Below are 14,739 nucleotides of genomic sequence, written 5' to 3'. Positions count from 1 at the left end.
TTCCTTTAATCTTTTTCCTAATAATACGATAGTAACCAGAAGAGCATAGCTCTCCTGGACTATCTTACATTAATGCTTTGGTTTTCTTCTCAAAAGAAGTCCCATCAGCACAAGGATCATTCCGATAATCACCTCATTTACCATAGTAGCAGAAGTACCTGTTTTTGGCAAGATATTCTTAGGTTTTTCTGGCTCTGGTGTTGGTGCCGGTGGCAAGTCACCCTTAGGCGCTGGTGGCGTATCAGGTGTAGTTGGTGGCGGCGTACCCGGTGTTGTCGGTGGTGTTTGTGGTGGTGTTGTCGGCGGTGTAGTTGGCTCTGGCGGATAAACGTTTACTGTATTCGTTACTTTCGGTTTATCGTTGAAGGTTACAGTAGCCTTATTCGGAATCTTCGTCTCATTATTCTCTTTGTTCAGGTAGCTAGACAAGTCTGCTCCGTCTTTAATAGATGAATAGATGATGACGCGGAAGGTGCTACCCTTCAAGGCTTCCAAAACAGCCTTATCAGTAACTTCTACGGTAACTTTCTGACCTTCTACAGTTACTTTGGCGATTTTCGCAAGAGCTTCATCCGTGATCTCACCCTTGTCATTCACTGTTGTGAATGCTTCGAGAGCTTTTTCGAGTTTCTCTTTGCTCTCTTTCAGTTGTTCAAGGTTCTTATTCAGCTTATCTTGTTCAACTTTTTGTTCTTCAGGTGTTGCGAGGTTACCAGCTTTCGCACCATCTGCTTTCAGTTGTTCCAATTCAGCTTGTGCTGCTTTGAGGCTTTCTTCAAGGGCTACCACTTCAGCGTTATTGTCTGCTGGAGCAGGTGTCGCTGTAGCATTGCCTGCGTCAGAATCTGAAGATGGAGCTGGTGTTGCAGGTGTCGCTGCAGCTGTAGCTTTTTCTTTGGCTGCTGCCAATTGTGCTGTTAGCTCTTCTACCTTCTTCTCAGCTTCTGCCAGTTTCTTAGCAAAAGTACCATTTGTCTCTTTGCCTTCGAGCTCTTTCAGGTCGCTTTCTGCTTTTTCAATCTTAGCAGTAATCTTCGCAATGGCTTCTGCGACTTTATTTTCCTCAACCTTAACAGCTACACGGTCCACTTTCAGAACTTTTTCAAGTTCATCTGTTACCGTAAAGCTATTCAATTCAGTCTTCACATCACGGCCTTGAGCGTCTTTGATAGGGTTGCCTGATTCATCAACTGGATCAGTTGGCACCTTCGCTGTCACATCAAAGCGGAAGCCTTCCTTGAGTTCTTTCAGACGGTAAGCAGTTGATGGGTTAGATCCATCAGCTGGACCTACTGTCTTAGCTGGTTCGTTTGGTTTTGGTTCCTCAGGTTTTTCTGGGTCCCGTGGACGAACGGTTACTGGGTTAGATTCTTTTGTGCCGTTCTTGCCATTGCTATCCTTGAAGGCAATTGTTGCCTTGTTTGGAACAGTTTGGTTTTCGTAAGCTGATAAGTCACTATCTGCTTTCAGCTTAGCTGGAATGTAAAGTTGGATTTCTTTATAGCCACTGATACGAGCGAAGTCTTTCACTGTTACAGTAACTGTATTGCCTTCCACTTTTGTTTCCACAGCGTCTGTTGCATAACCATCCACGTAAGCTACAGGAGTTCCTGTGATTTCAAGAACTGGTTCCAAAGTATCCGTAACGGTGAACTCTTTGTAAAGGCGGATATCTTTTGGAATTTGTGTGTTGACATTGTACATGTAAGGAACATCACGGTCAACATCTAAGTGATCCAATGTACGGTTAATCTTCTTCGTAACCTCTGGTCCAGGTTGTTTTGGAACTTCGACCGTAACTGGCTTAGTTTCTTTCTTGCTTGCTGGATTATTGTTAATCAAGTAAGAAGCTGTATTTGGTACAGAGTAGCTATTAGCTGTTTCATATGGAGTTAAGTCGGCGTCCGCTTTAATCTTCGCTTTGAAGGTTACTTGGACTTTCTTACCACCATTTGCTTTGACAGTCTCTTCTGGGAAGGTTACTTCCAGAGTTTGACCGTTTTTCGCTACAGCTGCGTCTGCTTTCTTACCACCAAGAGTGACTTGGACATCACCGGCAAATTCAAGAACGTCTTTCAATTCATCGGTAACTGTAAAGCCTGTCGCATCTTGAGGCATAGTTGTATGGATGTTGTATGTGAATTCTTCTGTTCGATCTGCAATTGTTTCAGAAGGTTTTGAATTCACATCTTTTTCAATCGGTGGCTGTTCTGGAGATGGAGGAGTGACAGGTACTACGTTAGAGTCCTTCGTTACAGCTGGTTTGTTAGGGAAGCCAACTGTGTAAGAAGCCTTATTCGGTACTTCTGCCTTGTCTGCTTTCATGTAAGCTGACAAGTTTGCGCCCTCTCTGATCTTAGCCTTGAAGTTGAGGACAACTTCTTTACCACCGTTTGCTTTCACCTGATCTTCTGTCAGGGTCAACTTGATGGTTTGACCGTCTGTTGTAATCTGGTCTGCCTTCAAGTCTTCACCTGCTAGAGTCGCAGATGATTCACCCGCAAACTCAAGAACATCTTCCAGCTTATCGCTGATAGAGAAGGCTGTCGCATCTTGCGGTACAGTAGTCTTCACAGTGTAAGTGAAGACATCGTCACGGTTAGCTAATGTTTCAGCTTCTTTACCGTTTACTTCCTTCTTCAGTTCTGGTTCAGTTGGGGTTGGTGGAATGACTGGAACTGGTTTAGAACTTTGTTCTGTTCCTGGGTCATTGTTAAAGTTGTATTTAGCGGTGTTGTAAATCCGTGTCGTACCATCTTTTTCGATATAGTCTGACAGGTTCGCTCCCGCTTTGATCTTAGCCTTGAAGCTGACATGAACTGCTTTGCCTCCTAGGGCTTTGGCTTCATCTTCTGTCAGTTTGACTGTGATCTTCTGACCTTTAATTGTAATGTGGCTGGCATCTAGTGGTTGACCATCTACCGTTGCGCTTGCTTGAGCATTTTCACCTGAGAATTCTAGGACTTTCTCAATCGTATCGTAGACTGCGAAGCCTGTAACATCAAGCGGCACAGTTGTGTCGATTGTGTAAGTGAATTCTTCATCACGAGCTCCTAAGTTCGCTGACTCAGCCTCATTGACCTTCTTCTCAATCGGAGGATTTTCCGGACTTGGAGGAGTCACTGGGACTTCATTAGAATCCTTAGTTACGCCTGGGTTGTTCGGGAAGTCCACTCGGTAGCTTGCCTTATTCGGAATTCTAGTCTTACCATCTTTAATGTAGCCAGATAGGTTGACACCTTGGCGGATCTTAGCTGTGAAGGTTAGGTTCACATCTTTACCACCATTGTTCTTGACTTGTTCTTCGGTTAGATTCACAGTAATGGTTTGACCATTAATTGAGATACGATCGGCATCAAGAGCTTGGCCATTTAGGCTAGCAGTCGCACGACCTGTTCCATCTGCAAATTCAAGAACGTCTTTCAGCTCATCATTGATAGAGAAGGCTGTTGCATCAAACGGTACTTTCGTATTGATGTGGTAAGTGAACTCATCGTTACGGTTAGCCAGTGTTTCCTCTTCCTTACCATTGACATCCTTCTTAATTTTAGGTTCTTCTGGAGTTGGAGGAGTTACTGGTACTCTGTTTGAATCCTTATGGATTTCTGGACGATTTGGGAAGCCTGCTGTGTAAGAAGCTGTATTCGGGATGCTAGTCTTACCTTTTTCAATGTAGTCAGACAAGTTTGCACCTTCACGAATCTTAGCCTTGAAGGTCAAGGTTACTTCCTTACCACCATTTGCTTTCACTTCGTCTTCTGTCAGAGCCATAGAGATTGTTTGGTCTGCAACGTTGATACGGTTGGCATCAATTTCTTGGCCATCGAGAGTCGCTGTTGCTTGACCTTTCTCACCTGAGAATTCTAATACTGGTACAAGAGTATCTGATACTGAGAAGGCTGTCGCATCTTGAGGTACAGAAGTTGTTACTTTATAAGTAAACTCTTCATAACGTTCTTTCAGCGTTGCTTCTGGCTGACCATTCACTTCTTTCTTAATACCAGGTTCTTCTGGACTTGGTGGAATCACTGGAACTGGTTCTGTGCTCTTTTCTGTCTTAGGATCATCGTTGATGATGTATTTAGCAATGTTAGGAATCCGAGTTACGCCGTCTGCTTCAATGTAGCCTGCCAGGCTGACATTCTTACGAATTTTAGCCTTGAAGCTTACATGAACAGCTTTATTGCCGTATTTCTTCACTTGATCCTTCGTCAGAGTCACTGTCAGAACTTGTTTATCTACAGTGATTTGTGAATCTTCGATCACATCTTTGTCACCATCTACTGTGACTTCTGCTTGGCCTTTCTTACCTGAGAATTCAAGAACGTCTTTCAATTCGTCGGTAATCTTGAAGCCAGTCGCATCGACAGGTACTTTCGTATCGATGGTGTAAGTGAATTCTTCATCACGGCTGTCCAGAGTTGCGGATGGCTTGTTATTAACCTTCTTCTCAACTGGTGGATTTTCTGGTGATGGAGGAGTCACTGGGACGATGTTTGAATCTTTCTCAACTTTTGGACGGTGTGGGAAGTTAGCCACATAAGACGCTTTGTTTGGTACACGCGTTACACCGTCTGCTTCGATGTAGTCTGCTAGGTTAGCACCTTCACGAATCTTAGCTTTAAAGTTGAGGACAACTTCTTTACCACCGTTTGCTTTGACTTGTTCTTCAGTCAACTCAGCACTGATGGTTTGGTCTTTCAACTTGATTTGTTTTGCACCCAGCTTTTCACCATTGAGTGTGAGAGATGCTTCTGCATCTTCGCCAGCAAATTCAAGTACTGGAACTAAACTATCGCTGATAGAGAAGGCTGTCGCATCTTGCGGTACAGTTGTCTTCACAGTGTAAGTGAAGACATCGTCACGGTTAGCTAATGTTTCAGCTTCTTTACCGTTTACTTCCTTCTTCAGTTCTGGTTCAGTTGGGGTTGGTGGAATGACTGGAACTGGTTTAGAACTTTGTTCTGTTCCTGGGTCATTGTTAAAGTTGTATTTAGCGGTGTTGTAAATCCGTGTCGTACCATCTTTTTCGATGTAGTCTGACAGGTTCGCTCCCGCTTTGATCTTAGCCTTGAAGCTGACATGAACCGCTTTGCCTCCTAGGGCTTTCGCTTCGTCTTCTGTCAGTTTGACTGTGATCTTCTGACCTTTAATTGTAATGTGGCTGGCATCTAGTGGTTGACCATCTACCGTTGCGCTTGCTTGGCCATTTTCACCTGAGAATTCTAAGACTTTCTCAATCGTATCGTAGACTGCGAAGCCTGTAACATCAAGCGGCACAGTTGTGTCGATTGTGTAGGTGAATTCTTCATCACGAGCTCCCAAGTTCGCTGATTCAGCCTCATTGACCTTCTTCTCAATTGGAGGATTTTCCGGATTTGGAGGAGTCACTGGGACAATATTTGAATCTTTATGGAAGTTAGGATCGTTAGGGAAGGCAGCGTTATAAGACGCTTGGTTATTGATGACTGTCTTACCTTTTTCAATGTAGCCAGACAGGTTAGCACCTTGGCGAATCTTAGCCTTGAAGGTCAGAACTACTTCTTTACCGCCATTGCTCTTGACTTGGTCTTCTGTCAAAGTCAAGGTGATCTTTTGATCAGCGATAGAGATACGGTCTGCTTCTAAAGCTTCTCCATTAAGAGTAGCACTTCCAGCATCCGCAAACTCTAGAACATCCTTAATAGTGTCATCGATAGAGAAGGCTGTTGCATCAAACGGTACTTTTGTCTTCACTTTATAAGTAAAGATTTCGTCACGGTTAGCAAGAGTCGCTTCTTTTGCATCATTAACAGTCTTTTCAATCTCTGGTTTTTCAGGACTTGGAGGAGTCACTGGTACGATATTTGAATCTTTATGAACTCCAGGATTGTCTGGTAAATCTACATTATAAGAAGCTTGGTTATTGATAACAACTTTATCACCAACGACGTAGGCAGCAAGGTTCGCATTTGGACGAATCTTAGCCTTGAAGGTTAACTTAATTTCCTTATCTGCATTGGCTTTCAGTTCTTCTTGGTTCAGTGTAACTGTGATTGTTTGGCCGTTAATCGTGATATGATCATCTGACAGTTTCTTACCATCTACAGTCGCTTCCGCCTGACCTTTTTCACCTGAGAAGTCCAAAACGTCTTTCAGAGTATCAGTGATGTTGAAGGCTGTTGCTTCATAAGGAATCTTGGTTTTCACATGATAAGTGAATTCTTCATCACGTGCTTCCAAGGTTGCTTCTGCCTTATCATTGACATCTTTTTCAATTGGTGGTTGTTCTGGAGATGGAGGAGTTACTGGTACTTCATTGGAATCCTTATGGAACTTAGGATTATGATCGATGTCATAAGAAGCCTTGTTCGGGATCCGGATGCCTTGACCAGGAACTAGGTAATCCAGAAGGTTTGCTCCTTCACGGATTTTAGCCTTGAAGGTTACTTCGATAGACTTACCAGCATTAGCTTTCACTGCTTTTTCTGCAAAGGCCACTGTCAAGGTATTCTTATCTGTAGAAATAGTAGCTTGATCATTGGCAGCCTTGCCGTCAATCTTCACTTGGACATCGCCCTTGTTGCCAGCGAATTCAAGAACGGACTTCAGTTCATCTGTTACGGTGAATTCAGTCGCATTTGTTGGCATCGCTGTATTCAGACTATAAGTGAATTCTTCAAGACGGGTTTGCAGATTGTAACTGTCTGCACCGTTAACCTTCTTCTCAATTTCTGGAGTGTTTGGTGGTGGCGGTGTAACAGTAACTGGGTTAGAGAATTTCTCTGTTTCTGGATTGTCATTGACCACAAAGCTAGCTTTGTTTGGAATTGCTGCTTTATCTCCATTTGGATACTTAGCAACTAATTGGTCAACTGTGTAGCCAGATTTAATCTTAGCATCGAAGGCTACTTGAACAGCCTTGCCTGCATATTTCTTGACTTGATCCTTATCGAAGGTAACTGTCAGTTTTTGGTCTTTCTTCGCAACCGTCACATCTGTCACGGCTTGACCATCAATCGTTACAGTCGCATCTCCATCAAAGGTCAAGACTTCTTCCAAGGTATCAGAAAGTACAAACTTATCTGCTACAGTTGGAACTTTTGAATCCACTGTATACTTGAAGCTGCTTGTTAAGCTTGCCAATTCTTCTTGATCCTTACCATTTACTTTCTTCGTAATTGGTGGAGGAGTCACTTTAACTGGCTCTGTTTCTTTTTCCTTAGACTCGTTATTCTTATTAGTATAAGTAATCTTAGCCGTGTTTGGAATTTCTGGAAGAACAGATTCTTTCTTCACTTTAGCGTGGATGACCAACTCGATTTCTTTATTTGCAAGAGCACTTGCTTTGGCAAAGTCCTTCATTGTTGCTGTAACAGTATTTCCTGAAACAGTAATATCGAAGAATTTCTTGGCTTCTTCAGAAATGCTTGGTTCTGGGTTCACCACTCCAAGATTTTCATCTAGAGTATCGGTGATGACAAATGATTTGTATGTATCAATATCATTTGGCAAAGTAGTCTTAATATTGTAGGTGAAATCTGTTTCTGCAGCAATCGTTGCATTATCTTGATCACCGTTAATCTTCTTAGAAACATTTGGTTCTGTTGGTGGAGTCACCGTTACAGGAATTGTTTCTTTTTCACCTTTATGGTCGTTCTTGTCCTTGAAGCTAAATGTCGCTTTGTTTGGAATATTAGAACGAGTGACGCCGTCATTAATTTTCGCTGGGATAACCAGTTCAATTTCTTGACCAGCTAGGGCACTTGCTCCGGCAAAGTTTTTCATTGTTGCCGTTACTTTTTGGCCACTGACAGTTACGTCAAAGAATTCTGCAGCAGGACCGCTGATAACTGGTTTGTCTGCACCTTCATTAATAACGCTCAACTCATCTTCCAAAGTATCAGTAATCACAAATTCTTTGTAGGATGTGATGTCACTTGGAAGTGTAGTCTTAACATTGTACTTGTATGGCTGACCAGTTGCAATATCCAAGTGATCCAAGTTTTCGTTGATCTTCTTAGTTACTGGTGGAGGAGTCACTGTTACTGGATTAGACTCAACTTCCTTAGCCACATTGTTTTCATTAGTAAATGAAATCTTAGCCTTGTTTTCAATAGTCTTACCTGTCACACCAGCTTTAACTTTTGCTGGAATCGTCAGTTCAACGAATGAATATTTGGCGAGTTCTGCGAACTTACCTTCTTTAACTGTTGCAGTAACAGTTTGGCCGTTTGTTTGGATTTCAAAGACGTCTGCCAATGGACCGCTGATGCTTGCTTGTCCATCAAGTTCAAGATCGGCATCCAGCTTATCGCTAATGACAAATTTCTTGTAGCCTGCTACATCACTTGGCACAGCTGTTGTGATGTTGTAAGTGTACGGTTGACCATCGAAGGTTACCAGACTATCCAAGGTGTTGTTAATCTTCTTAGAAACAGTTGGTTCTTTTGGTTTCGGTGGAGTAACCGTTACTTCTTTCGAAGTTTTCTTCTTATCATTTAGAATAACATCAGCTGTATTCGGAATGTTTACTGCACCATTCTTCTTATATTTAGAAAGGTCAGCGCCCGGACGAATCTTAGCCTTGAAGATCAGTTCGATTTCCTGTACTTCGCTTCCACCACGACGAGAGATCAAACGGTTCAATGAAGTCAATTGATCCTTGTCTAATGTAATCTCAATTGTTTGACCATTGATTGAAATCGCTTTGGTTAAACCACTGTAAGACTTACCTGCTACTGTTACTTTAGCTGAATTAGGTACAATTTCAAGTTCATCTACAACTGTATCTGTCAGGGTGAACTTGTCAGCAATACCTGGCCATGGAGCAGTTACCTTATATTCAAACTCTTCGCCATCTGCTTGTAGACCTTCGTGTTCTTTTTCGTTAACCTTCTTGTCTACTTCTGTATCAAGTGGTGGTTTGACATAAATTGGGTTTGAACGACGAATCGTACTTGCCTTGTCTTTTGTCTTGGCATGGGCATCTTGGTTTGGCGAATCATCTTCACCATTCCACATGATGTTACCTTGGTTAACTAAACCGTAACCATTGTTATTTTGTAAGATTGCCAAGTAAGCCTTGCTGGCTTGGTTCTTACGGTACTCTTCTTTCAGGCGAACTGTCATTTTCAGTTTCGCCTTCTTCATGATCAGGTAATTATAATCCTTACCTTGCGGTGGAACGTCTGCTACAACAACGCTTTGTGAGTTACCTCCAGCATCCTTTTGCGTTACCACACGAGTTGGCCAGCTTTGTCCATCTGGACCTTGAGCCGAATGACTCACCACTTCCAAGCGGTAGTCAATTGGGTCTGTCAACATAACGTTCTTTTCAAATTCGTAAGGAACGTTATTGAAGTTGTAGTCGACAGTGTAAGTGAACTCTTCGTCTTTCTTGCTTAGTTGTGCAGAATAAGATGGTTTCTTAGTCAACTCTAACGGATCCGGAATGACACCAATATCGTTGCTAGCATCCGCATCTTTCACTGTCTTCGTTGCACTTGGATAACAGTATTCCAATTTTTGAACTTCTACTGTTTGGTTCCGACCACCGATTTGACGTGTTTCGAAGTCACCTGCTTTAAATTTACCAGTCAATTCTGGAACTGTGATTTCTTCCTTCTCTGGAACATAATTCTCAGGAGGGTCTACTTCGCTATCTTCATCTGTCTCAGGTGCCCGAGCTTCCTTACTCAAGTCATAGTCAAAGCTGTTCTTACCTGGATTGAAGACACTATCTGGAACAGAGATTTTAACCTTGTTACCAGTCTGTGTGATTGTACCACGGATTTCCTTGCTAGGGTCTGTTACTTTCGGAACAATCTTCTTGCCATTGATTCGGATAGCATCTACCTTGTAGCCTTCCGTAATATCAAACTCACCAGTGATATCATCTTTAACTAGAGCTGCCGCTACTGATTCCAAAATCTTTTGCGAGAATACATCAATGTTATTTTGTTCATTGACATAGAAGGAAACATTCTTTCCGTTTACAACCTTGTCTGGTGAAGCCATGGATTGAAGTGCGTCGTGGAAGATACCTTGAACTGAACGATTATCTCCAATATTGATAGTGTTACCGAAACCATTCAGATAAGCAGGACCATATTGATAGTATTTTTCAGTGAAGTTATCAACACGTTCCCAGAAACCTACAACAACCGAGCCCTCGTCTCCTACAGTTGCTTTAAGTTTATCTCCCGCAGTTTTAAGTTCATTTGCACGGCTTATAATATCTTGTGACGCTTCTGGGTAACTGTCAATCCCCCACGCTCGTTGGAGGGCTGTATTCCGTGTCCAGCTCTTATCCATTACAACTGTGTTAGATCCTTGTGGACGATAACCGTTGGCTACCCCATCCGTTACCAGGAGGAAGACCGTCTTACGACCATTTTCCATATTTCCCTTAACTCGATTGTAGGCCGCAATAGTATCGTCAATCGCAGGGACAGTTGGGGTTCCACCATCAACAGCAATATTATCAATAAAGTTATGAATTGTTTGTTGGTCGCTTGTTAAACCGCTATTTCCATAGGTATAGTGTTTACCAGTTGTATCTGGATCGGTATATACATTTGGCTGTCCAGTGTAATTGTCGCTATTAAAATAACGAACTTGGTCAAGACCTTGGTAAGAAGCTACGAAAACGCGGTCAGTTGTCCGAGGGTCGTCAGTCTTAACGAGATGAGGATTTGTCTCATCGTATTGTTCTGGACTAACATAAGTCGTCAACCGTTTAAGTGCACTTTTGACACTTGGAATCGTTGCTCGGAATGACCCACTGGCATCTTGCAAGATAACCAAGTCAATCGGTTTCCGCGGAACTGTCCAGTCCGTTGCGTCAGTTTTTTCAATCTTACGATAACACCCATTTTGTGTAATCGTTGTATGCTCATCAATCCGTCTCGTCTCAATATTCAGAGGATCATCAGCTCGAACAACTGAAGCCCCTAGATTTAAGACGCTGGATGGCATCGACATCAACAGGACGGTAAATAGTATTAAAACCTTTTTCAAAAAATCTTTCATGCTATTTTAAAGCCTATATAATAGTAGAAACTTTTATACAAGCTCTCCCTTCTCTTTCTTTATTTTAAAATCTCTTCTAGCTGTTTTTCAAGCGCTGCTTCATCGTGAAAGTCTGTTATTACTTTCTTTACCTTTTGATTCTCATCGACTAGATAAATCGTGGGGATTGATTGAACATGGAGGATATCCGCCGCTCGCTCATCTGTGTCATAATAATATGGGAAAGTATAATTTTTTTCACTGATATACTGATCCGCTCTTTCTTTCGTTTCTCTTTTGGAATCAAGCATATCCAACATAACAAAATGAATTTTACCTTTATACTTTTCATATACTTTTTGAATCTCTGGTAACTGTTTTTGACAATCTGGACACCAGCTAGCCCACTCTACTACCAGCATGGGTTTATTATAAAACTCTGTACTCTTCTTTTGATACCCTGCTTGGTCTACCATTTCAAACTCTGGCAACTGCTGTCCTGTCAGCTCATGTTCTACAGCTGAACTACCATCCTTCTGTGTTGATCCTTTGTTATGCCTGTTAGGACCAGCAATGTAAAACAAAGTAAAGACCGCTACCAGAATGACACCAACAGTCAGAAAGGGTAGCCACCACTTTTCCTTTAACATGTTCCCTCCTAGTTAAATTCCATCTCTATCAAATTTTGACATAAGAGTAAGCACTGTACAAATATCAGTCCTTTTCACTCAAAAAACCAAGAAAAAAGCCGTCATATACAATGCGCCAATTATATAGTTATTATACCAGTTTTTTTTGAGCATATCAACCATTTGGACTGGAATTTATGCAAAATACTTTCAAAGATGATACTATTTATTAAAAGGAAAACGATTGCCCAAAAACTTAAAATTATCAGAATTTTTAAGTCGCTTTTCTTTACCTTTTTGGACCCTATATTCAGGCCAGTTGAAGCTTATTTTTTTGCCTTTATACAAAAAACCTGAACACAAAAATAAAAAAGCAGATGGTGATCTGCTTTTTTATTTCTATTATAATTCCGCGATTTGATTCAGGTTTACTTCTGCAATGGTGTCATTTCCAAACATTGAGATGACCATCTTAACTTTATTATTGTCAATCTCAGTAATTTTACCTGTATAATCTGTGAAGGCTCCGTCAATAATCCGAACGGTATCACCAACCTTGACATGAATGTCAAATTCTTGCACAGTTTGTCCCATAGAGATCAAAATGTTACGGATTTCTTCTTCCAAGAGTGGAGTCGGCTTAGAACGATTTCCGTGAGATCCGACAAATCCTGTTACGTTAGGAGTATTCCGAACAACAAACCAAGCCTCATCGGTCATGACCATTTCTACCAAAACATAACCAGGGAAGCGATTCTCTTCGATTTCCTTGGTCTTGCCATTTTTCTCTACTTGCACGGTCTGAGTAGGGATTTCCACGCGCAAGATGTTTTCCAGCATGTTATATGTCTGAGCACGTTGCAAGAGATTTTCTTTCACCTTGTTTTCATATCCAGAGTAGGTCTGCAGTACAAACCAGCCTTTATCAAAACTATCCATTTTATTTCCTTTCTTTGTTAGCAATTCTTAGTTTAAAAATCATAAACTAAAACACTATAAAAAAGCCTAATGGCTTTTTCCGTTTTCTCTAGCTTTATTATATCATAAAAATAGGGAATGCCAAGAAGTTTACTGACAATTTTATAAAAAAAGACTGGGAAATTTCCCAGTCTCTGATCGACTTAAAAGAGATTCAACAAACGAAGCAGTCCGTGAGATACCAATAAGTCAAATAAATAGATAACCACAACAAAAAAGGCTGTATATTCCATAATCGAAATAAAATCAATCCAACTTTGCTTACCCGTTGGCCATGTTGTATCTTTTAAAACTGTAAAAGTGTCCTTAAGAAATTTCACAACTCTCTCCTATCTTGTTTCTTTATGAATAGTGTATTTATTACAATGTTTACAAAACTTGTTTACTTCTAGACGTTTTGGTTTTGGCGTACTACTCAGCTTTATTGAGTAATTTCTCGATCCACAAACCGTACACGCCAGACTTGCTTTTTTTAATGCCATAACGCCTCCATCTTTCCAATTATAGCAGGATTTTTCCCTTTTGACAAGGTCTGGACGTCAATCGTTTGTGTCTAAATTTTTGGGACTAATCAAATATCCTTATAACTCAATAAGAAAGCGAGATTTTTCAGACAAAAAAACTGAAAAAAGTTCCTTACTTTACTCCAGCCCTTGACTATATTGCACTATTTTATGGGCTCTATACTATTTGTAGTGGGTAAATCCCCTATGAATAGTATGGAGTCTATTTTGTTGTAGAAAAAAGGTCCCATAAGATCTATAATGAAAAGCGATCAAACCATCATTAGAAAGCATCATATGGAACCATTACATTTTATCACAAAATTACTAGACATTAAAGACCCTAATATCCAGATTCTAGATAGCATCAAGAAAGATACACACAAGGAAATCATTGCTAAACTGGATTATAATACGCCAGATTGTTCTGATTGTGGAAAACAAATGAAGAAATATGACTTTCAAAAACCGTCGAAAATTCCTTACCTTGAAACGACTGATATTACTACTAGAATTCTTCTGAAAAAGCGTCGTTTTAAGTGCTATCAGTGCTCAAAAATAGCGGTGGCTGAGACTTCTCTCGTCAAGAAGAATCACCAAATCCCTCGTATCGTCAACCAAAAGATTGCCCAGAAGCTGATTGAAAAGACTTCTATGACCGATATTGCCCATCAGCTTTCCATTTCAACTTCAACTGTTATTCGAAAGCTCAACGATTTCCATTTTGAGTGTAATTTTAGAAATCTGCCTGAGATTATATCCTGGGACATTGAAACAGTCAGGGGAGTGACTGTTTCAATCGGGAGATAAAGATGAGCTTTATTGAGCAAGATTTTGAAAAGCTCGATATCATCACTGTTCTTGAAGGTAGAACACAGGCTGTCATCCGAAATCACTTTCTTTGATATGGTAGAGCTGTCCGATGTCAAGTGAAAATTATTACTATGGATATGTTTAGTCCTTACTATGACTTGGCTAAACAGCTTTTTCCGAATGCTAAAATCGTTCTTGATCGCTTTCACATCGTTCAACATCTAAGTCGTGCCATGAGTCGTGTGCGTGTCCAAATCATGAATCAGTTTCATCGAAAATCCCAAGAATACAAGGCTATCAAGCGCTACTGGAAACTCATTCAACAGGATAGTCGTAAACTTAACGATAAACGTTTTTATCGCCCTACTTTTCGCATGCACTTGACCAATAAAGAGATCATAGCCAAGCTTTTGAGCTATTCAGAAGACTTGAAACACCACTATCAGCTCTATCAACTTCTGCTTTTTCATTTTCAGAATAAGGAACCGGAGAAATTTTTCGGACTCATTGAGGACAATCTAAAGAAGGTTCATCCTCTTTTTCAGACCGTCTTTAAAACCTTTCTAAAGGATAAAGAGAAAATCGTTAACGCCCTCAACTACCCTATTCTAACGCCACACTGGAAGCGACCAATAATCTTATCAAACTTATCAAGCGCAATGCTTTTGGTTTTCGGAACTTTGAAAACTTCAAAAAACAGATTTTCATCGCTCTGAACATCAAAAAAGAAAGGACGAAATGTGTCCTTTCTCGAGCTTAGCTTTTCTTCAACCCACTACAGTTGACAAAGAACCATTTTTTATGGCTTCATTATACCATAGATG

General features: G+C 40.9%; 5 protein-coding genes and 1 pseudogene. 1 reads left to right on the top strand and 5 read right to left on the bottom strand.

Annotated features, from left to right (window positions below):
- Positions 1–69 precede the first annotated feature (69 nt).
- From padA to rpmG, 5 genes are all read right to left on the bottom strand, one after another.
- The gene (padA, locus tag HMPREF0847_RS07660) at positions 70–11,013 is read right to left on the bottom strand and encodes an LPXTG-anchored isopeptide-forming adhesin PadA (protein ID WP_020992767.1); all 10,944 of its coding nucleotides are present in this window, start codon (positions 11,011–11,013) and stop codon (positions 70–72) included.
- 59 nt (positions 11,014–11,072) lie between these two features.
- Positions 11,073–11,642, bottom strand: a complete 570-nt coding sequence (locus tag HMPREF0847_RS07655; RefSeq protein ID WP_008809928.1) for a TlpA family protein disulfide reductase — start codon at positions 11,640–11,642, stop codon at positions 11,073–11,075.
- A gap of 381 nt (positions 11,643–12,023) precedes the next feature.
- Positions 12,024–12,560 (bottom strand): transcription termination/antitermination protein NusG, encoded by a 537-nt coding sequence (nusG, locus tag HMPREF0847_RS07650; protein ID WP_008809929.1) that lies wholly within the window; start codon positions 12,558–12,560, stop codon positions 12,024–12,026.
- 182 nt (positions 12,561–12,742) lie between these two features.
- Positions 12,743–12,919 carry a preprotein translocase subunit SecE gene (gene secE / locus HMPREF0847_RS07645; RefSeq protein WP_008809930.1) on the bottom strand — a complete coding sequence of 59 codons (177 nt, stop codon included), beginning with the start codon at positions 12,917–12,919 and terminating at the stop codon, positions 12,743–12,745.
- A 9-nt stretch (positions 12,920–12,928) separates the two neighbouring features.
- Positions 12,929–13,081 (bottom strand): 50S ribosomal protein L33, encoded by a 153-nt coding sequence (gene rpmG, locus HMPREF0847_RS11115; protein WP_008809931.1) that lies wholly within the window; start codon positions 13,079–13,081, stop codon positions 12,929–12,931.
- Between the two features lie 318 nt (positions 13,082–13,399).
- Between rpmG and HMPREF0847_RS11110 the strand changes: the two are divergent.
- Positions 13,400–14,675, top strand: a pseudogene (locus tag HMPREF0847_RS11110) (ISL3 family transposase).
- Positions 14,676–14,739: the final 64 nt, after the last annotated feature.

The organism is Streptococcus sp. 2_1_36FAA, from assembly GCF_000161955.2.
Lineage (GTDB): Bacteria > Bacillota > Bacilli > Lactobacillales > Streptococcaceae > Streptococcus > Streptococcus gordonii.
This window is presented reverse-complemented; position numbering and strand designations above follow the sequence as displayed.

Excerpts from the sequence above, each read along its gene's own strand:
- nusG (WP_008809929.1), bottom strand. The coding sequence starts at position 12,560 with ATGGATAGTTTTGATAAAGGCTGGTTTGTACTGCAGACCTACTCTGGA.
- rpmG (WP_008809931.1), bottom strand. The coding sequence starts at position 13,081 with ATGGCATTAAAAAAAGCAAGTCTGGCGTGTACGGTTTGTGGATCGAGA.
- HMPREF0847_RS07655 (WP_008809928.1), bottom strand. The coding sequence starts at position 11,642 with ATGTTAAAGGAAAAGTGGTGGCTACCCTTTCTGACTGTTGGTGTCATT.
- padA (WP_020992767.1), bottom strand. The coding sequence starts at position 11,013 with ATGAAAGATTTTTTGAAAAAGGTTTTAATACTATTTACCGTCCTGTTG.